The 20,526-nt window shown below is 34.4% G+C and carries 18 protein-coding genes; 8 read left to right on the top strand and 10 right to left on the bottom strand.

What is annotated here, in order from left to right:
- Positions 1-3: 3 nt before the first annotated feature.
- On the bottom strand, positions 4-1,332 hold the full coding sequence (locus tag WBG07_RS17265) for an exo-beta-N-acetylmuramidase NamZ family protein (protein ID WP_340203098.1): 1,329 nt from the start codon (positions 1,330-1,332) through the stop codon (positions 4-6).
- On the opposite strand from WBG07_RS17265, the gene WBG07_RS17260 reads away from it, so the two are divergent.
- Together WBG07_RS17260 and WBG07_RS17255 are read left to right on the top strand one after the other, a co-directional pair.
- Complete coding sequence (locus WBG07_RS17260) at positions 1,332-2,567, top strand: ABC transporter permease (RefSeq protein ID WP_340203096.1); 1,236 nt, start codon at positions 1,332-1,334, stop codon at positions 2,565-2,567. The genes WBG07_RS17265 and WBG07_RS17260 overlap by 1 nt on opposite strands.
- 98 nt (positions 2,568-2,665) lie before the next feature.
- Complete coding sequence (locus WBG07_RS17255; RefSeq protein WP_340203095.1) at positions 2,666-4,027, top strand: pyridoxal-phosphate dependent enzyme; 1,362 nt, start codon at positions 2,666-2,668, stop codon at positions 4,025-4,027.
- On the opposite strand, the gene WBG07_RS17250 is transcribed toward WBG07_RS17255, so the two are convergent.
- Complete coding sequence (locus WBG07_RS17250; protein ID WP_340203094.1) at positions 4,020-4,817, bottom strand: TIGR03915 family putative DNA repair protein; 798 nt, start codon at positions 4,815-4,817, stop codon at positions 4,020-4,022. The two genes, WBG07_RS17255 and WBG07_RS17250, sit on opposite strands and share 8 nt — an antisense overlap.
- A gap of 16 nt (positions 4,818-4,833) precedes the next feature.
- The gene (locus WBG07_RS17245) at positions 4,834-6,120 is read right to left on the bottom strand and encodes a putative DNA modification/repair radical SAM protein (RefSeq protein ID WP_340203092.1); all 1,287 of its coding nucleotides are present in this window, start codon (positions 6,118-6,120) and stop codon (positions 4,834-4,836) included.
- A 97-nt stretch (positions 6,121-6,217) separates the two neighbouring features.
- On the opposite strand from WBG07_RS17245, the gene WBG07_RS17240 reads away from it, so the two are divergent.
- Complete coding sequence (locus tag WBG07_RS17240; RefSeq protein WP_340203091.1) at positions 6,218-6,985, top strand: XRE family transcriptional regulator; 768 nt, start codon at positions 6,218-6,220, stop codon at positions 6,983-6,985.
- A 3-nt stretch (positions 6,986-6,988) separates the two neighbouring features.
- Here WBG07_RS17240 and WBG07_RS17235 read toward each other — a convergent pair whose 3' ends face one another.
- Positions 6,989-9,754 (bottom strand): T9SS type B sorting domain-containing protein, encoded by a 2,766-nt coding sequence (locus WBG07_RS17235; protein WP_340203090.1) that lies wholly within the window; start codon positions 9,752-9,754, stop codon positions 6,989-6,991.
- A 189-nt stretch (positions 9,755-9,943) separates the two neighbouring features.
- On the bottom strand, positions 9,944-11,665 hold the full coding sequence (gene rho / locus WBG07_RS17230) for a transcription termination factor Rho (RefSeq protein ID WP_340203089.1): 1,722 nt from the start codon (positions 11,663-11,665) through the stop codon (positions 9,944-9,946).
- A 196-nt stretch (positions 11,666-11,861) separates the two neighbouring features.
- On the opposite strand from rho, the gene WBG07_RS17225 reads away from it, so the two are divergent.
- The gene (locus tag WBG07_RS17225; protein ID WP_340203087.1) at positions 11,862-12,272 is read left to right on the top strand and encodes a DUF4293 domain-containing protein; all 411 of its coding nucleotides are present in this window, start codon (positions 11,862-11,864) and stop codon (positions 12,270-12,272) included.
- Positions 12,273-12,325: 53 nt separating this feature from the next.
- Here the strand turns inward: WBG07_RS17225 and WBG07_RS17220 are convergent, their stop codons facing one another.
- Positions 12,326-12,823, bottom strand: a complete 498-nt coding sequence (locus tag WBG07_RS17220) for a metallophosphoesterase family protein (protein WP_340203085.1) — start codon at positions 12,821-12,823, stop codon at positions 12,326-12,328.
- 82 nt (positions 12,824-12,905) lie between these two features.
- Between WBG07_RS17220 and truA the strand changes: the two genes are divergently transcribed.
- Complete coding sequence (gene truA / locus WBG07_RS17215) at positions 12,906-13,646, top strand: tRNA pseudouridine(38-40) synthase TruA (protein WP_340203083.1); 741 nt, start codon at positions 12,906-12,908, stop codon at positions 13,644-13,646.
- 5 nt (positions 13,647-13,651) lie between these two features.
- Positions 13,652-15,424 carry an ABC transporter ATP-binding protein gene (locus WBG07_RS17210; protein WP_340203081.1) on the top strand — a complete coding sequence of 591 codons (1,773 nt, stop codon included), beginning with the start codon at positions 13,652-13,654 and terminating at the stop codon, positions 15,422-15,424.
- Positions 15,425-15,531: 107 nt separating this feature from the next.
- Here the strand turns inward: WBG07_RS17210 and WBG07_RS17205 are convergent, their stop codons facing one another.
- The 4 genes from WBG07_RS17205 to folP are packed head-to-tail and all read right to left on the bottom strand — an operon-like array spanning position 15,532 to position 18,711.
- A complete protein-coding gene (locus WBG07_RS17205) occupies positions 15,532-16,323 on the bottom strand; it encodes a DUF3667 domain-containing protein (protein WP_340203079.1) in 792 nt (263 codons plus the stop codon).
- Positions 16,324-16,335: 12 nt separating this feature from the next.
- Positions 16,336-17,121 carry a diadenylate cyclase gene (locus WBG07_RS17200; protein WP_340203078.1) on the bottom strand — a complete coding sequence of 262 codons (786 nt, stop codon included), beginning with the start codon at positions 17,119-17,121 and terminating at the stop codon, positions 16,336-16,338.
- Between the two features lie 37 nt (positions 17,122-17,158).
- The gene (locus tag WBG07_RS17195; protein ID WP_340203076.1) at positions 17,159-17,881 is read right to left on the bottom strand and encodes a hypothetical protein; all 723 of its coding nucleotides are present in this window, start codon (positions 17,879-17,881) and stop codon (positions 17,159-17,161) included.
- Positions 17,881-18,711 carry a dihydropteroate synthase gene (folP, locus tag WBG07_RS17190; protein ID WP_340203075.1) on the bottom strand — a complete coding sequence of 277 codons (831 nt, stop codon included), beginning with the start codon at positions 18,709-18,711 and terminating at the stop codon, positions 17,881-17,883. Before folP ends, WBG07_RS17195 begins: the two co-directional genes overlap by 1 nt.
- Before the next feature lie 110 nt (positions 18,712-18,821).
- On the opposite strand from folP, the gene WBG07_RS17185 reads away from it, so the two are divergent.
- Both WBG07_RS17185 and WBG07_RS17180 read left to right on the top strand, forming a co-directional pair.
- Positions 18,822-19,364: a DUF1599 domain-containing protein gene (locus WBG07_RS17185; protein ID WP_340203073.1), complete on the top strand. Its 543-nt coding sequence runs from the start codon at positions 18,822-18,824 to the stop codon at positions 19,362-19,364.
- Between the two features lie 20 nt (positions 19,365-19,384).
- Positions 19,385-20,479, top strand: a complete 1,095-nt coding sequence (locus tag WBG07_RS17180) for a BT_3928 family protein (protein WP_340203071.1) — start codon at positions 19,385-19,387, stop codon at positions 20,477-20,479.
- Positions 20,480-20,526: the final 47 nt, after the last annotated feature.

Below are 20,526 nucleotides of genomic sequence, written 5' to 3'. Positions count from 1 at the left end.
ATACTATGGATAAAGAAGATATTTTGCTCTTGTCTTCTTAAAATTTTCAATGCCTTGCTTCCAACTTTCCCTGATGGTTTCCATCTTAAAACCTTGTTCTATTTGATGTTGTAAATTAGAATTTCCTGCGTGTAAAGTGAAAGATTTTGAATTAAAAAATAAATCCTTATCAAGACTGTTTTCATAGGCCTCTATTAGCCATGAAAGCTGGACACTTTTTAAACGGGGAGTTTCTGAAAGGTCCCTGCCGTAACATAATACTCCTTTGTGTTTTGGGTTTTTAGCCCCTTTGTTAGGTTTAGGTGTATATGTGAATTTGTATTTATAAGGATTGAGAAATGGAGCTCCAAATCTTTGAAATTGCTTATTTGATCCACGTCCTGCATTTACGTTAGTACCTTCAAATAAACCTAGACTCGGATATAAATTTATTGCTTTATCGTTGGGGAGATTGGGTGAAGGTTTTATAGGAAGATGATATGAATGATTACGGTCATAATCTTGACACCTAATTACTTTTAAATCACAGGAAACAGCATTGGCAAGCCATTCCTCTCCGTTTATCATTTTTGCATATTCACCAATAGTCATACCGTGAACTAAAGGTATGGGGTGCATTCCAAGAAAGCTTTGGTGTTTAGGTTGTAATACTGGGCCGTCAATATAGAATCCGTTAGGATTAGGTCTATCCAAAACAAGTAAAGGAATATTATTTTCTGCACAAGCCTCCATTACATAATGTAAAGTGGAGATGTATGTATAGAATCTAACACCTACATCTTGTATGTCAAAAATCATAATATCAATTCCTCTTAATTGCTCTTGACTAGGCTTTTTGTTTTTTCCATAAAGAGAAATTGTGGGTAAACCTGTTTTCTTGTCCACCCCATCTTTAACGGTTTCTCCTGCATCGGAAGTTCCACGAAAACCATGTTCTGGTGCAAAAACTTTCACTAATTTTATTTTTGAACTTAAAAGCGAATCGGCAATATGAGTAAAATCTGTGGTGTAAACTTGTAATGAATTACCATCGCTTTTGGAATTGTTACCTCCTGTAATGGATTTTGTTTTGTAGATTACGGTGGTTTGATTAGCCACTAATCCCACTCTTTTGTTTTTCAATAAGGGAAAATATACTTCGGTACGATTGGCACCAACAGTAACATTCTGATTTGCTGTTGCAGTGAAATTTATGTCGTTCACCGTAACAGGTTTTTCATCTTGAGTTTTTATAGTAACAGGAGTTATCTGTTGACTTTTAATACAAGAGACACAGCAGATATATAACAATAAAAAAAACGTATTTTTGATTTTCATAAATGCAATATTCATTGAATTTTGAACTCTTTATAGCAAAACGTATTATTGGTAATAAACAGTATAAAAGTAGTGTTTCAGGACCAATAATTAAAATAGCAATTGCTGCTATTGCACTAGGTATGATTATGATGTTAATCGCCATAGCAAGTGGTGTTGGTTTGCAAGTAAAAATTCGTGAAAAAGTGGCCGCCTTTAATGGACATATTCAAATTTATAATTTTGACACAAATTATTCAGAGGTTTCGGTAACTCCGGTTTCTAAGAAACAAGAATTTTATCCGCAATTCAATCTCGTTAGTGGAGTAAACCATATTCAAGCAGTTGCTGCCAAGGGCGGAATTATAAGAACAGAAGATACATTTGAAGGTATTATAGCTAAAGGCGTGGGAACAGACTATAATTGGAGCTTTTTTGAAGAGTATCTTGTAAAGGGCCGATTACCTGATTATTCAAGTAAGCTAAATAATGAAACGCTCATTTCAGAATATCTAGCAAAGCGTCTGAACTTGAATGTTGGAGATAGTTTTTTCTCTTTTTTCCTAAAAGATGATGGTGGTAAAATACCCAATCAGCGAAAATTCACCATAGTAGGCACCTATGACAGTGATTTTGAGGAGTTTGATGCTACCTATATTTTTATAGATATTCGTCATATACAACGAATGAATAAATGGACCGAAGACCAAATAGGTGCTTTTGAATTGTTTATAGATGATTTTTCGCAGATAAGCGAAATTGGCAATGCAATTTATGGAAAGACGCTATCTACACTTGACTCACAATCTATAGTAGATAAGTATGATTATATTTTTGAATGGATTAGACTATTTGATTTTAATATAGCCATCATTATTGGTATTATGATTTTAGTAGGGAGTATAAATATGATTACCGCTTTATTAGTTTTAATACTAGAGCGCACTCAGATGGTTGGGGTGCTTAAGGCTTTAGGAACTGTTAATTGGAGTATCCGTAAAATTTTTTTGTATAATGCTTCTTATTTAATTCTTATTGGGATGTTTTGGGGAAATGTGATTGGAATAGGAATTCTCTTAGCACAAAAATATGGAGGCTTTGTTAAATTAGATCCCGCTACTTATTATGTAGATAAAGCACCTGTGCATATAGAGATATCTCATATTATTTTTTTAAACCTAGGTACTTTATTGTTATGTTTTACCATGCTTTTAATTCCTTCTTTTATTATTACCAAAATCACACCCGTAAAGGCAATTCGTTTTGAATAAAATATATAGGCTTTTCAATCCGATGTAACGGTAAATTAACAACATCATTTTTTCAAAAACTAAATTAAGCCTTACCTTCGCAGCCTTAAAGTTCAGAAATGGAATACGCAAGAGATATACTGGAAACGATAGGTAATACCCCTTTGGTTAAAATAAATAAGCTCACCGCTGAAGTTCCTGCTTTGGTATTAGCAAAAGTGGAAACATTTAATCCCGGTAATTCTGTTAAAGATAGAATGGCGGTTAAAATGATTGAGGATGCAGAAGCAGACGGAAGACTTAAACCGGGAGGTACTATAATTGAAGGTACTTCTGGAAATACGGGTATGGGGCTAGCGCTTGGTGCTATCGTAAAGGGGTATAAATTAGTATGTGTGATAAGTGATAAACAATCTAAAGAAAAGATGGATATTCTTCGGGCAGTTGGTGCAGAAGTGATTGTATGTCCAACAAATGTAGAGCCAGATGATCCTAGATCTTATTATTCAGTTTCTAAAAGATTGGCAGAAGAAACCCCTAATTCTTGGTATGTAAATCAATATGATAATCCTTCCAACGCAGTTGCTCATTATGAGCAAACAGGACCTGAAATTTGGGAACAAACCAATGGTAAAATTACTCACTTTATTGTTGGAGTGGGAACCGGAGGTACCATTTCAGGTGTTGGGAAATACTTAAAAGAACATAATCCTAATGTGAAAATATGGGGCGTGGACACCTATGGTTCTGTTTTTAAAAAGTACCATGAAACGGGTGTTTTTGATGAAAATGAAATTTATCCCTATATAACTGAGGGGATAGGAGAAGATATTTTGCCAAAAAATGTGGATTTTGACATTATTGATGGTTTTACAAAAGTAACAGATAAAGATGCTGCTGTCTATACAAGAAAGCTAGCTAAAGAAGAAGGTATTTTTGTTGGAAACTCCGCAGGAGCGGCTATTAAGGCTGTCTTGCAATTAAAGGATAAATTCAAACCAGAAGATGTGGTTGTGGTGCTTTTTCACGATTCAGGTAGCAGATATGTGGGTAAAATGTTCAATGATGATTGGATGCGTGACAGAGGGTTTCTTGACAATAAGGTAACTACAGCAGAAGATCTTGTTAAAGATCATTTAGATAAGCCATTGGTTACCGTGATGACAGAAGAATTGATATCGCATGCCATTGAACGCCTAAAAAAATATAAGATATCTCAAATTCCAGTAAGAGACACAAATGGTTTTGTGGGATCTTTGGATGAAACGGCACTATTTAGAGCTTATATAGATGACAAACAGATAGCAGAAAAGCCTATTAGAGAAATTATGAGTGATCCTTTTCCTATTGTGGAAAAGACAGATTCAATAGACAAAGTTTCTAAACTTATTAATAAGGATAACCAGGCGGTATTGGTCTCATTGGGAGATGAAAAATATCATATTGTGACCAAACATGACATCATTAGTGCTATTAATTAAAGCCCTTTGATGGGATCATGTTTTGATTGCGTTTTTCACTTAAGTATTTCCAGTACCTTCTAGGAATATGGCGTAAATGTAGCTTCATGTTTTTTCTAGATTTGATATTAGTACTTTCAAAATAATTAAGCCATAAATCCTTGTAGGCCATTTCATTTTCATCAAACAAAGAGGTGTTGTTCGTGATAGCCTCGGCATCTAATGTATGCTCAAACGTGATGCGTTCTACAGAAGTAAGGTCATAATAAAGACCATAATTTCTTTTAAAATCGTAGATAATCCATAACTGATCTGCATAACGGTCTTTAAAATGTCTTGCGATAAGCGGTAATACATTAAAATCAGGCTCAACTGAAGAAAAGTAAATACCATCCTTGGTAAGTTGAAATCTTACAAATGCTTCCATACGATGCTTTTCTCTTCCTACCATTCGTGCTATCTGAGAAACTCTTAGCACATCATTATTACTGTAGTTATTATGACTGAAAGTTTCGGTAGAGTATACATATATGATATACCTTAGTAGTAGTGCTTCTACCCCTTTAATTTCACTCAAAAAGGTTCTGTGCAATTCGTTAGCTCCCGTTTTACTTGCTTTAACGATAAGACTTTTCCAAACTCTTTTTGATTTCTTTATATCTGTTATGATCTCTTGGCAGGTTGAAAACATATCTGGTTCATAATGCTTAGGTTTTAAAATTTGGACATTATCAAGTTTTTCTTGAAATACCTGATAAACTGCGGTTAAAAAACCATCAAAAGAACCGTCATAAATTAGAATTGTTTTCATAGTATACATGTTTTAATTACACTGGTAGTTGGTCTGGACTGTGAAATAATGATAATTGATTGTTATAGGTAGCTTTGTATTTGGAGCTAGCTGTTTTTTGAATTCTTGATTTGATTTGGGTAGCTGTTAAATCAGTTTTAAATGAATTATAACTATTGCAGGTGATAAAAAATTGGGCTCTATTCCAGGCAATACCTATCTTTTTAAGGTGTTCTTCATTCAATTTTTGATATTTTCGAGCTTGCATTATTTTATATACAGAGCTCATGCCAATTCCCGGGATTCTTGCGATCATTTCTTTCTCAGCCATATTAATATTTACAGGAAACAAATGCAGGTTTCTTAATGCCCAACTTAATTTGGGATCAATCTCTGTATCTAAGTTTGGATATTGAGGATTTAGGATTTCGGTAATAGAGAATCCGTAAAACCTGAGTAGCCAATCTGTTTGATATAGACGATTTTCCCGTAACATGGGAACAGGAGAACCTAGTTGTGGGAGCCTGTTGTCTGTACTTATGGGTACATATCCCGAATAATAAACTCTCTTTAAGTGAAAGTTTTTGTAGAAATGATTAGCGGTGAGCATCACTTGTAAATCTGTTTCTCCTGTAGCACCAACAATCATTTGTGTGCTTTGACCCGCTGGTGCATACTTAGGTGTGCTTTTTATTATTTTATGTTCAGAACGATACTTGATAATTTCATTTTGAACCTTTTTCATCGGTTTAATGAAATCAGTATGATTCTTATCTGGGGCCAAAAGCTTAAGACCACTTTTGGTAGGAATTTCGATATTGATACTTAAACGATCTGCATAAAGACCTGCTTCATACATAAGTTCATCTGAGGCTCCGGGAATGGATTTTAGATGAATATATCCATTAAAATTTTCTTCGTGTCTTAACTTTTTGGCTACGGAAATAAGTCTCTCCATAGTGTGGTCTGGACTTTTAAATATACCAGAACTCAAAAACAAACCTTCAATATAATTTCTTCTGTAAAAATTGATGGTAAGGTCTACCACTTCTTGTATTTTGAATGCAGCACGCTTAATGTCATTACTCTTCCGGGTCACGCAATAAGCGCAATCGTAAATACAATGATTGGTAAGAAGTAATTTAAGCAAAGACACACAGCGACCATCTTCTGTGTAGGAATGGCAAATACCCATCTTAGAAGCATTGCCTAGACCCTTGTTGGAATTTTTCCTATTACTACCACTGGAGGCGCATGAAACATCATATTTGGCAGCATCGGCCAATATGTTTAATTTCTCACGGATCCTACTAAAGGAAGTCATATAAATTATTTTTCCAAAAATATGGAAATATTCCTAATAAATAAAAATTATTAGATGTTAAAATTGGAAATATTCCAAAATAGTTTATATTTGTAATATGGAGGAGTCTTTACAAATAGAGGTTAAACGTTTCAAAGAAATAAGAGAATCAAAAGGGTATACCCAGCAAGCTTTTGCCACTTTATTAGGAGTTAAAAACTCTACCGCAGATATTGAACGCGGTAAAAGTAAAATTTCAGGCAAAATTGTGATGGAGTTGTTAAAGCAATTTAAGGTGAATCCTATGTGGCTTTATGGAGAAAGCAATCAGCGGTATATTCAAACCTTGCAAAATGTATCTCCAAAGGTGGTGAGTACCAACCCAGAGGGAGACGAGAACTTAATTATGGTAAATGTGAAAGCCGCCGCTGGTTATCCAAGTAATCTTCAGGATGTGGAATGGTTTGATGCTTTGCCCGCTTTCAATTTGCCTTTACCTCAATTTCGTAATGCTACATATCGAGGTTTTGAAGTTGAAGGGGATAGCATGTTACCTTCACTTTTACCCGGTGAATGGGTTTTGGGTAAAGCGATTATTTCTATTGATGAAGTAACTAATGGTGTGATTTGTGTAATTGTGACTAAAGATACAGTGGTGGTTAAAAAAATTCAAAAACTTCAGGATCCATCCAAATTGGTGTTAATTTCATTAAACGATTTTTATCCACCTTTTACAGTTGAAGTAAATGATATTCAGGAATTATGGGAGGTAAAAAGTAAGCTTAGTTTTGATATCGATTCTAATCCATCACAAGAGGTGATTCTCTCTCAACTACAACAATCTGTAGAAACGCTAAAAAACGAAATTAAAAATTTGAAGGAATAGAAATTACCGCTTTAATGCAAAGTGTCCTTTGTAAATTCTTCCATCATCTAAATGAGCAAAAAACCAATAATCAGAAGAAGGAAGTAATTTACCATTAAATGTGCCATCCCAGCCGCTTCCGGTAGGGTCTAATGCGGTTATAAAAGTTCCAAAACGGTCATAAATACGAATTTCAGATCCTGGCTGTAGTCTAACCCCAGTAAGCTGCCAGGTATCATTTACCGAGTCGCCATTGGGAGTAAAAAATCTAGGAAATCCAATTAAAGATACTTCTCTTGAAACCATACCACAGCCATTTATATCTTTAATATAAATTGTATGCTCTCCTAATGAAACGCCTTTAAATTGATGACCATCATCCTGGTTTCCTGAAACAAATCCTTGATCATCTAATGCATATTCATAAATACCAATACCTTTCACATTGATGGTGATAGTGTTGTTGCTCGAATTGTCTACAATGGCAACATCGTTAATAATAGCAATATCTGAAGCTTCTACCACAAAGTTTGCCGTTTTAGTGCATCCAGTGCCATCTGTTTTGGCTACCGTAACAGTATAAGTTCCTTCTTCATTTACAAAAATACGTTTGGATGTAGCAGGTAATATATTTCCATTAAAATCTGTCCAAGAATAGCTATAATTATCCGTTGTGTTTTGAACCTGAAGCGCAATGGATGTTGGTTGATTTTTACATAAAATCTCTGGATTGTTGACTTCAAATACAGGAGTTGGGTTCACATAAAGTGTGAGGTGCTCCCCAAGCCCAAAACAGGAATTACCAGCGGTAGTTTCTACACGCACCCAGATGCGCTTCGTAAAAGGGGAGGTGTTTTTATACGATTGAGGGTTTAATTCATTTAATTCAGCTAGTGCATCCCTTCTGTTTTCATAATATTTTACAACCAGTCCGGGAGTAGAAGGAAATAATGCCCGAATCTGTATGGTGGCATCGCTAAAATCAAAATTTGTAATACCGTTAGCATCATCACCATCACTTAAGTCATCACAGCTGTAAAAATCAATATTGAAGTTAGAAGGAATAGCAGTATTGACTACTACAAGATCAATGGTGGTTGTTTGATAACATCCATTTTCGTTTAACGCTCTAACATAAATACGGGAGGCCGTCCTATTAGAAAAAGCAACAGCTCCATTAATTGGGTTGGCATTGGTATCTGCATCCGCTTGAGTAAGGTGATAACTATACCTTAAGCTGGTGTCTAAAGCTATTTGAGCGCTGGCTTCCTTAAGGTTAAACTCACTAAATCCATCACCATCATCATCACATTGCGTAAGTCTAACCGTATTAAGATTTGGAAGAGGGTAAATAGTAACAGTAGAAGTATAGGTACTTATGGAGCCATTATGATCTACGGTTGCCGTAACCCTATAATTTCCAGCGCTGGTATAAATATGTTTTGGATTTTTATTGGTTGAATTTAACAGAAGCGTACCGTCACCAAAATCCCAATCTATAGTAACGGGTTCAGGTAGATAATTAATGGCGATTGCCGTTTCTCTTCCCGCACAGGTGTTTTCTTTTTTGATTTCTACGTGGAAATAGGACTGAATAAAGGATGGTAGTCCTCGCTTGCTGGGTCTTCCAAGCAGGTTTGCACCTTCCTCACTAAAGTCTGAATTACCCCTTAGTTCTCTAGGCTTGTTAACAACCAGCAATTTGGATTTGTTGTTTGCAGCGCCATAAACTTTATTGTCTATAGCTAGTTGTAAGGCACCTGCATTCTGCTTGTCGTTTTTGTATAGACTATAACCAGAAGCAGGGATATTTGAACTAGTAAGATCAAATTGGAAGAGACTGCTTTTACCTCGGTCAATGGTTCCATCTCTAAAACTCCGCATGGTGACATACAATTTTTTGGAGTCGTCTGAAAATGCTACTCCATAGGGGTAGACAAAATCATTTGGTAATAGTTTTTGTGAATTGGTAACTTCACCGGTAGTATCATCAAAATTAAAAAGGTATAGATTACCCGTGCCTTCTCCTTCAGAATCAAACCCGTTTGCCATGTTGGCCATAGCTAAATACGTACCGTCTGGTGAAAGTTTGAGTTGCCCTTTTGCATTAATAAGGTAGTTCCCAGAGAAAAGCGTAGGGCCTATCTCACTTACTACAGGTCTTGTAGAAACTCCTCTGTTGGTAATATGGAATGAGAAAAAACGATCTAGAAAGTGAGTTACTACCCAATAAGATGTATCATCGGCATGAGCTACGGCTGTAAGTTTTTGAGAACACTTAAGATCATCTTCATCTCTTTTATCCTCGTTATAAGTGATGAGATGCACATTTTTTCTCGTAACCGCACCAGCACCACCATTTAATGACATATCAACGATAGAATAATTTAAACCATTACCAACAGTAAGTACTTTATTCACGCGAAGTAAATCGCTCACTGTAAATATGTAGAAAATATTTTTGTTTTCAGGATTAGGAATAATGAGTGCAGATTGAGTGCTATTACTGCCCCCAAGTAAATCGGTACCATTACTCATAAGTGTATGCGGATAGGTTCTGGCACTCCAAACATTTACGCCGTTTGTGTAAAATAGAAGATTTCCATCTTCATCTGTAGCAACGGATGTGCCTTCTTCAATATTCATTTTGCCATCAATAACCCCTACTGGATCAGTATTGAAATGAAGACCAGAAAAATATCCAAAATACCAATAAGAAGCTTCTCTCTCCTGTGCAAAACTTACAGAAAAAATAAATGAGACTAATATAAAGACTACTTTTCTAATCACATGAAATATAATCGCAATAAGAAGTGAAGTTGGTTATAATGAGGCTATTCAAAACTACTAATTAAAAAGAGATGTACAAAGTAGAAAATTCTTAATTAGCAGCTACTTAGAGTCTAATATGGTTAATGCCAAAAAAACAAATCCCGCTCAAGAGCGGGATTTATAAAAGAAATGTATGTTATGAATGACTTATTGATTCATAGTCATTAAGAATTCATCATTATTTTTTGTCTTTTTAATTCTATCTTCCATAAATTCCATGGCTTCTACTGGATTCATATCAGCCAGGTATTTTCTCAGAATCCACATTCTTTGGATATTATTATCTTCTAACAATATATCATCTCTTCTTGTGGAAGAGGAAATAAGATCTATGGCTGGGAATATTCTTCTATTGGCAATTCTTCTATCAAGTTGTAATTCCATGTTACCAGTTCCTTTAAACTCTTCAAAGATCACCTCATCCATTTTAGATCCGGTATCTGTAAGTGCTGTTGCAATAATGGTTAAAGATCCTCCTCCTTCAATATTACGGGCCGCTCCAAAGAATCTTTTTGGTTTGTGCAATGCATTGGCATCAACACCCCCACTAAGTACTTTTCCACTTGCGGGTTGTACGGTATTATAAGCTCTTGCCAACCTTGTAATAGAATCTAATAGAATAACAACATCATGACCGCATTCTACTAATCTCTTAGCTTTTTCCAGCACAATATTAGCAACTCTTACGTGCCTTTCTGCTGGCTCATCAAAGGTAGAAGAAATAACTTCACCTCTCACGTTTCTTTGCATATCGGTTACCTCTTCTGGTCTTTCATCTATTAAAAGAATAATTTGATAAACTTCTGGATGATTTGCTGCGATCGCATTTGCAATATCTTTCAAAAGCATGGTTTTACCTGTTTTAGGCTGCGAAACAATCATTCCTCTTTGCCCTTTTCCGATAGGACAAAACAAGTCCATTATTCTTGTAGAGATGGTACTCCTTTTTTCTGCAAGCTTAAATTTTTCTTCTGGAAATAATGGTGTAAGATGTTCAAAAGAAACACGATCTCTCACCACTTGCGGGTCAAGACCATTTATTTTACTAACCTTAATTAGAGGGAAATATTTTTCACCTTCTTTAGGAGGTCTAACACTTCCGAGTACAGTATCTCCTGTTTTTAAACCAAAAAGTCTAATCTGAGATTGAGACACATAAATGTCATCTGGAGAAGAAAGGTAATTGTAATCTGAGGATCTTAAGAAACCATAACCATCTTGCATGATATCCAAGACTCCCTCGCTTTCAACTATTCCCTCAAACTCAAAATCAGGATCACGATATCTGTTTTTCTTCTCTTTATCAAAATTGTCGCGGTCTACATGGTCTCTTCCTTGGGAAGATTGATTAGCGCCATTTGACTTATAATGAGGTTTTTTGGAATCTCTTCTTTTGTAATCCTCTTTAGATTTGTGTTCTCTTTTGGGTATAGGACTCTTTTCTCTTGGTTCATGGGAGACTTTTGCCTTCTCTTTTGGAGGAGCTTTTGTCTCTTTTTCCTTAACTTGCGGAGTGTTTGAAGACGTTTTTAGAATCTTTTTTTCAGCAGAAACTTTTTTAGGCTTGTCTTCTTCAAAGAGATTCGGTTCTGGAGCATTGCTTGCTGCAGTTTCTTTTTTTCTAGCAGGTTTTTTGCTTATTCTGGTTCGCGATTTACGAAGTTTAGATTCTGGAGTCTCTTCCTTAGATTCTGTTAAAGGCGCAGTCGTTTCGGTTGAAACCGATTTAGGATTTGCGGCCTGAACATCAAGAATCTGATAGACGAGGTCCATTTTTTTAAGCGATTTGTATTTAGGAATAGTCAGCTCTTTAGCTATACCTTGTAATTCTACCAGCTTTTTGCTTTTTAGGTCAGAAATGTCAAACATTGAAATGTCTATAAATTATATATCGTATTGAAGTGAATCGAATTTTGTTATTATTGAAAAGTTAACCGAAGTATAAACGATTTGTTTATTGGTGTAGTTTCTAATCTATTACGCAATAATACAAATTTATTTTAATAATCTAGTACAATTTTTTAAAAAGAACTCTTATTTTTGTCCTTATTAATGAGAATTTGTAATGCTACAAAGAATTCAGAGTCTGTATTTATTGATTGTTGCCATCTTAACTGGGGCACTTCCTTTTTGGTTGGCAATATGGACAGATATGGAGGGAAATCAGGTTTTTGCAAAGAATGAAGTATTTGTTTCCTCGGCATTTCTAGTTAGTGCAATAGCAGCTTTAGTCACAATATTTATTTTTAAAGATAGAAAACTCCAATTTGTGTTAAACAGATTGAATATCATATTAAACTTTACTTTACTTGGATTTTTCGTATACCGATCGCTAAACTTATCCGGAGAAAATTTTATTTCTGAGAAGGATATTGGGATACTTATACCAGTTATTTCTATCGTTTTTTTAGTGCTTTCTAATAAAGCAATCAAAAAGGATGAAGATCTCGTAAAATCTGTAGATCGATTGCGATAAACCTTTAGTCTTAGTATTATTAGTGCGTAAACCCGGGGGAAGCTCCGGGTTTTTTATTTCCTGGTTTCTAATTCAATTATTTCTAAGTTTTTAATGTCGCTTTTATCAATGTGAAAACGAAGCATTGTTCTAACCTGATGAAAACCATGTTTTCCAGCCGCTCCCGGATTCATATGAAGAAGATGGAGCTTTTTGTCATATATAACTTTTAAAATGTGGGAATGTCCACAAATGTATAAAGAAGGCTTATGCTTCTCTAGTAAGGTCTTAATCCTTGGCTTATAACGATTTGGATAACCTCCTATGTGGGTTATAAAAACCTTTACTTGTTCGCAGGTAAAGAATAAATCTTCTGGATACTCCATTCTGGCTTCAGCATTGTCAATATTGCCATAAACAGCACGTAACGTTTTATGTTTTTTAATGGTGTCAGTTACATTTAGATCACCAATGTCTCCTGCATGCCAGACCTCATCTGCCCAGAGAACATGCTTTAAAATAGCTTCATCTATATGGCTATGAGTATCAGAGAGTAGTAATATTTTTTTCATTTATCGGAGTCAGGAAGTGATTTTTGTTAAGAGACAGTAAGCATTTGTATCTTTACAGTGATTACAAAAATAATAGTTTAAGGTGAGATATTTTATTGAATTTGCTTACAATGGAAAGAACTATCATGGGTGGCAAAGACAACCTAGTGCTATTTCCGTTCAGGAAACGCTGGAAAACGCTTTGTCATTGTTACTTAGAGAAAACATTACCGTAACAGGGGCAGGTAGAACAGATGCTGGAGTACATGCAAAACAAATGTTTGCGCATTTTGAAAGTACTAAACTATCAGATTTTGATTTCTTAATAAATCGGTTGAATGCATTTCTCCCTTCTGATATTGCTATTACAAATGTATTTGAAGTCGCAGCAGAAGCACACGCCAGATTTGATGCAATTTCAAGAACTTATGAATATTGGGTGGTAAATAAAAAGGATCCTTTTTTAAGCGCCTATTCCTATTATTGTCACAAAAAACCAGATGTTAATTTAATGAACGAGGCAGCCGAGCTATTATATGTCTACAAAGATTTTCAATGTTTTTCTAAATCAAATACAGATGTAAAAACCTATTTGTGCGATATCAGTCAGGCTAGTTGGAAAGTTACACCAGATAAATTAGTTTTTACAATCACTGCTGATAGATTTTTAAGAAATATGGTAAGAGCCATTGTGGGTACTTTGTTAGATGTAGGTTTGGGTAAAATTTCTAAAGAAGATGTTAAAAAAATCATTGAAAGTAAAAATAGGAGTATGGCGGGGGTTTCAGTTCCAGCACATGCCTTATATTTGACTAGTGTAGTATATGCGCAACCACTATCTTAAAATTTATGAGTGATACCAATGGCAATGCATTTGACTTTAAGCTCTTTAAAAGACTTCTAAAACATACCCAACCCTATAAACTTACTTTTTATGGGGTGGCGCTAGCAGCAATAATGCTTTCAGTATTTGCAGTTGCACGACCTATTTTATTAAAGGAAACGATAGATACTTATATACTCAATAAAGACAATGAAGGCTTATTGCTTTTTGTTGGTTTTATGGCGTTGATTTTATTTTTAGAAGTAGTAAGTCAGCTAAGTTTTATTTATTACTCAAATTGGCTAGGGCAAAGTATTATTAGAGATGTACGTATCAAACTCTTTAAACATATGCTTCGTTTTAGAATGAAGTATTTTAATGATTCTTCTGTTGGTTTATTGGTTACACGAGCAGTAAGTGATATGGAGCGTATAGCCGAGATTTTTAGTCAAGGTTTTTTTATGATTGTTAGTGACCTACTAAAGATGTTAGTGGTTGCAGGAGTAATGTTATTTTTTAACTGGAAATTATCTTTAATCGTATTTGCAGTGCTTCCTGTTATCTTATATGCCACAAGGGTGTTTCAAAAGGCAATGAAGGCAGCTTTTAATGAGGTGAGAACGCAAGTGGCTAATCTAAATTCTTTTGTTCAAGAAAGAATTACTGGAATGAAAATCGTTCAGATATTTCATCGTGAAGATATTGAATTTGAGAAGTTTAGAGAGATTAATGAAAAACATAAGGTGGCTTGGGTAAAGACGGTTTTGTACAACAGTATATTTTTTCCTATAGCAGAGCTGGCATCGTCTGTAACCATTGGCTTATTGGTTTGGTACGGTGCTAAGCAAGGGGTTGCCTCCTCGGAAAATTTTGAAGCAGGAACTATTATAATGTTCATTCAAATGTCTCAAATGTTATTTAGACCATTAAGACAAATTGCAGATAAATTCAACACGCTTCAAATGGGAATGATTGCTGCCAACCGCGTATTTAAAATTTTAGATACGGAAAGTGTAATTGAAGATTTTGGAGTCAAAGAAGTAGAAAATTTAACTGGAATTATTAAATTTTCTAATGTTCATTTTGGTTATGTTAAGGACGAAGAAGTGCTCCATGGAATTTCTTTTGAAGCAAAACAAGGAGAGACGGTGGCAATTGTAGGTGCTACGGGTGCTGGGAAATCTACCATTATCAATTTGCTAAGTCGTTTTTATGATATACAAGTGGGTTCTATAACCATAGATGGAATCAATATTAGGGAGTATTCACTAGCATCTTTACGTAACAATATTGGGGTAGTACTACAGGACGTTTTTCTTTTTGCTGATACTATCCTCAATAACATAACCCTTAGAAATCCAGCTATTACCGAAGAAATGGTAGTTAAAGCTGCAAAAGAAATAGGTATTCATGACTTTTTTATGAGCTTACCTAATGGCTACAATTACAATGTCAAAGAAAGAGGAACTATGCTGTCTAGCGGGCAAAGGCAATTAATTTCATTTCTTCGTGCCTACGTAAGTAATCCAGGTGTTTTAGTGCTGGATGAAGCTACCTCTTCCGTTGATGCCTACGCCGAGAGGTTAATTCAACAAGCTACTGATAAAATTACCGAAGGAAGAACCTCTATTGTGATTGCGCACCGTTTAGCTACTATTAAAAAAGCTTCAAAAATTTTGGTGATGGATGCAGGACATATCGTGGAAACTGGAACTCATGAAGAATTGCTTCAAAAGGAAGATGGGTATTATAGAAATCTTTACGAGGTTCAATTTCTGAATGAGGAAACGCTTACATAGATCAATACAAAAATTTTAGAGAGACAAATCCTCTTAAGTAACTCGTTGTCTAGAAAGCATTATTTCTTTTAAGTAGTTTTTACCTAGTGAAATAAGTCAAAAAGGCATTAATCTTTTACAGGTATAAAAGCTTCAGGAATATCACCAGTTATTAAAAAATATGCCCCTATCATAAGCCCTACAACTACAATCAACATGATATATATGGTAAAGGCAACAAAGAAAAATACTAGGGTTTTAAACAGTATTCGTTTTAGACTTAAGTTAAAAAGTTTTTTTAATACATAGCCGTTAAAGCCTACCATTATGGCATAGGTTATAATATTGAGTGCTAAAGGAGCAACAGTATAAAATGGCAGTGTTAGTAATATCAGGGTAGAGGTTAATACAGAGCTCTGAGCACCTGTATACATGTAAATAACATTTTGTTCTGTAAAATTATATTTTTTGATATTCATGAAAACAATCATAGAAACTATCGCCATAAATGGAATGGAAAGAAAGTAAAGAAATCCTTGAAAATCCATAATACCATTCATGAATTCTGAGAAGGCCTCTTGATTTTGCCCCTGAAAATTTAGGTTGCCATAAAAACCAGGTCTAAATTTCTTGATCAAATAAAAAACTAGCCCACTATAGGTAGCCGTAATTGCTACATAATTTACCGGATTAACGTATTTTTTTCGGAGGCCAAGAATAAAACCATCAATAACTTCTACGGGTTTACTAAAAAGATCTTTAAAAGTTTTTGCAAAGGCATTATCATAATTTAAAAAGCGTTCAGAGACTTCTGCCCATAAGTTTTTTAAGGTAAGCCGGTTTCTAATCACCTTTGCTCCACATTCTTTACAGAAATTTTCTTCTTCCTTTAAATCAAGATTACAATTTCTACATTTCATGATATGTGTTATTTAAGTTAGATCGTTTTTTATTAAAACAGCCAACTCTTCTAAATTCTCATATAAGGCAAATTCTCCATTTCTAATATATGAGATTTGCCCTGTTTCTTCACTGACTACAAGCGCAAGTGCATCTGTTTTTTCGGTAATACCAACGGCTGCTCTATGCCTTAATCCAAAACGTAAGGGGATATTTCGCTCATTGCTCACCGGTAATATCACTCGGGTAGCGGTAATGTAATTGTTTTCAATAATTACTGCTCCATCGTGTAAAGGGCTATTTTTAAAAAAGATGCTCTCAATAATGGGGAGGGTAACCTCAATGTGCATTTTATCACCTGAAGATTTGATAAAATCAAGTTTATTATTTCTTTGGATAATTATAAGGGCCCCCGTTTTTGTAGTAGCCATTTTAGCGCAGGCCTCTACGATAGCATCAACATCTGTTACGATATTGGCAGCTTCATTTCTTAGTAATTTAAATTGTTTTAAAAATCGTTTTTTACCGGTGAAATTCGTAGAGCCTACCATCAATAAAAACTTACGAATTTCCTGCTGAAAAACAATGATAAGGGCAATAAGGCCAACACTCATGAATCCACCAAAAATACCACTTACCATTTTCATTTGTAGCGCCTCTGTAAGTTTCCAAATGAGATAAATGATCACAATACCAATAAAAATATTGATGGCAACCGTGCCTCTTACTAGTCTATACACATAATAAAGAAGAGTAGCCACTAGTAAAATATCAATAATGTCAATTACACTGAAATGTAAAAAGTCAAAAAGTTTCAATAGCGGAATGGATTTTGGTAAAAATAACAAAATTGCCTTATAATTTGCAATTACAATCTGGCAGTTTATCGTAATTATAAACAAACTGCTGCTCAGCAATTTTTATTTGCTCGTTAACCACTTCAGAAATTAACAAATAATTGTTTAAATATTCTTCAAATGAAAGGCGTTCATCAAAATTAAGATATAACAATGTTTTCTTTCCTTCTGAGGCAAAATCTATTTGTTCTTTTAAAAAGCTATTGAGTTCACTTACAGCAACTGGGTTAGAATCAACCGTAATTTGATTCAAATAATCAAAATTTATAGAAAGGTTGTAAAGTGGAATATGAAATTCTGGGGATTTTTTTATGTAGAATTTGGAATGTGTGTCTGGATATTTGAATTGAAAAGCAGAATAATCAATAAATGCGAGTCGTTTATAAGAAAGATCTAAGACAGAGAAATAGTTTTTCATTCCTTCTTTACTGTGAATACTTTTTTTAGTTCTTTTTTTATGAAGAAGTGCCAGTTTAGGGAGTACTTTCTTCAAAGACAAACGCGCATCTATGTGAACAATCCAATTTGTATTAAGAATTAAATTTTTACGATTCAATGTTACGCTGTCTACTTCTTTGATGTTATAAAACAAATAGGCTTGAGAATGATTATTTATATCTGTTATAGAACTTCGATTAACCTTTGAAAGCTGAATTTCTGGTGGTTGCGAACAATTGACTGTGTATGTAAAAATTAATAATAATAGAAAAATTCTCTTCATTACAGATGCTTTTTAAGCTGTGTAATTAATTTTACACATTCTTTGGCTTCTTTTACATCATGCACTCTTAGTATTTGAGCTCCTTTTTGCAATGCAATAGTGTGCAGTACAGAAGTTCCATTTAGAGCCTCATTTGCAGAAATATCTAAAACCTTCCAGATCATTGACTTCCGGCTTACTCCAATTAACAATGGTAATTCATTGAATTTGAATAACGCTAGTTTTGAAAGAAGTTCATAATTATGAGCTATTGTTTTGCCAAATCCAAAACCAGGATCTAAAATAATATCATTAATTCCAAAAGATCTTGCCTTAGCAATTCTCTCAGAAAAAAATAATAGAATTTCCTGTACTATATTATCATAATTGGGCTGTTGTTGCATCGTTTTTGGATTTCCCTGCATATGCATCATTACATAGGGAGTGTTTTTTTCTGCTACTACAGAAAAGATATTTTCATCTACTTTTCCCGCAGTAATATCATTAACAATGGCTGCACCTGCATCAATACAGGCACCTGCTATCTCGCTTCTAAAAGTATCTATGGATAATAAGACATCAGGAAACTCAACACTTAACATTTCAAAAACTGGTAATACACGTTGTAATTCTTCCTTTTCGGAAATATCTGGAGCACCTGGTCTGGAGCTATACCCTCCTATATCAATAAAGTTGGCTCCTTCTTCTATGAGCAACTTCACCTGCTTCAGGATAGCTTTTTCATCTTGAAAGCGTCCTCCATCAAAAAAAGAATCAGGAGTTACATTTAAAATTCCCATTACTTTTGGTTCTGTAAGATCAATTAATGTCCCTTTACAATTAATATTCATGGTTTAAACAACTAGTTAGGCAGAGATTTGAAAAAAAAAAGAACTTCTAACTCTGAACTTTGAACAATTCGAAATTTTAAGCGAAATTTACGCAAAATACAAACAAAAGTATGCAAGACACCTCAAAACAATATGATGAAGTAATAGCCATTTGTCGAGATTTGTTTGTTAATAAAATGAAAGATTATGGCAGTGCATGGCGCATACTTAGGCTTCCTTCTCTTACAGACCAGATTTTTATTAAAGCACAACGTATAAGAAGTTTACAGGAAAATGAAACCCGCAAAGTAAATGAAGATGAGGTTTCTGAGTTTATTGGAATTATTAATTACGCTATTATGGCGCTAATTCAACTTGAAAAAGGAATAGCAGAGCAGCCAGATTTTTCGTTGGATGAAGCCATGAGATGTTATGATATACATATTAGAAAGACAAAGGCACTCATGGAGAATAAAAATCACGATTATGGAGAAGCTTGGAGGGAGATGCGCATTAGCTCACTTACAGATTTGATTCTTCAAAAGCTACTCAGAGTGAAGCAAATTGAAAATAATAAAGGTAAGACACTGGTAAGTGAAGGAATAGACGCAAATTATCAAGACATGATTAATTATGCAGTATTTGCATTGATATTGTTTGAGCAAAATAAATAATAAAAAGAAATTGGTGAAGCATGAAATGGATAGTGCAAATAATTAGATTTTTTGTAGGTGTTTTATTCATTGTTAGTGGGTTTGTGAAACTAAATGATCCCGTAGGCTTTTCTTTTAAATTAGAAGAATATTTTAGTCAAGGAGTACTAAATCTTCCATTTTTAGAACCCTATGCGTTGATTATTGCTTTAATAGTGGTAATTGCAGAGGTTGTGTTAGGTGTAATGTTATTGGTAGGGTTTAAGCCTAAATTTACATTATGGTCTTTATTGTTGATGATTGTATTTTTTACGTTTCTCACTTTTTATTCTGCTTACTTCAATAAGGTGACTGATTGTGGCTGTTTTGGAGATGCAGTAAAACTTACTCCTTGGGAGTCTTTTACAAAAGACATTGTATTATTGGTACTTATATTGCTATTGTTTTTTAATGCTAAATTAATTAAACCATTTATTACGAAGAGATTTGCCACCTTTAGTATGATTCTAAGCTTGTTAGCATGTATTGCCTTTGCAAATCATGTTTTGAATCATCTCCCTGTTATTGATTTTAGAGCCTATAAAGAAGGATCTAATATTATGGAAAACATGAATATTCCAGAAGAAGCACCTAAACCCATATATGAATATGCATGGAAGTTTAAGGTGAATGGAAAAGAGCAGATTATAAAAACACCTGGTGATTATCCTTCAATAGATGGTGAATTTATTGGAGTAGAAACTACCTTGCTTCAGGCTGGTTATGAGCCTCCGGTACACGATTTTACTATAGAAAGGGAAGGGGAAGATTATACAAAAGAGATGTTATTGGAAGATAATTTGCTTATGGTGATTTCTTATGATCTTTTAAAATCGTCTCCAGAAGGTTTAGCAGAAATAAAAACAGTGGCAGAACTAGCCAAAAAGAATGGGTATAAAATCATAGGAATGTCTGCTTCCTCATATAAGGAGGTTTTAAAAATCAAAAAATTACATCAATTAGATTTTGACTTTTACTTTACAGACCAGACTACGCTAAAAACTATTGTAAGATCTAATCCTGCGGTGGTTAAATTAAAAAAGGGAACAATACTTCAAAAAGTGCATTATAATGACTTGGATAGATTGGAATTTTGAAAGGATAAATATATTGCATTTTTACCTTTGTAAAATGAAACATAACT

It is taken from the genome of Ascidiimonas meishanensis (genome assembly GCF_037782385.1).
Taxonomy (GTDB): domain Bacteria; phylum Bacteroidota; class Bacteroidia; order Flavobacteriales; family Flavobacteriaceae; genus Ascidiimonas; species Ascidiimonas meishanensis.
The sequence above is the reverse complement of the archived record's forward strand: the minus strand, read 5'-3'. Positions and strand labels throughout refer to the sequence as shown.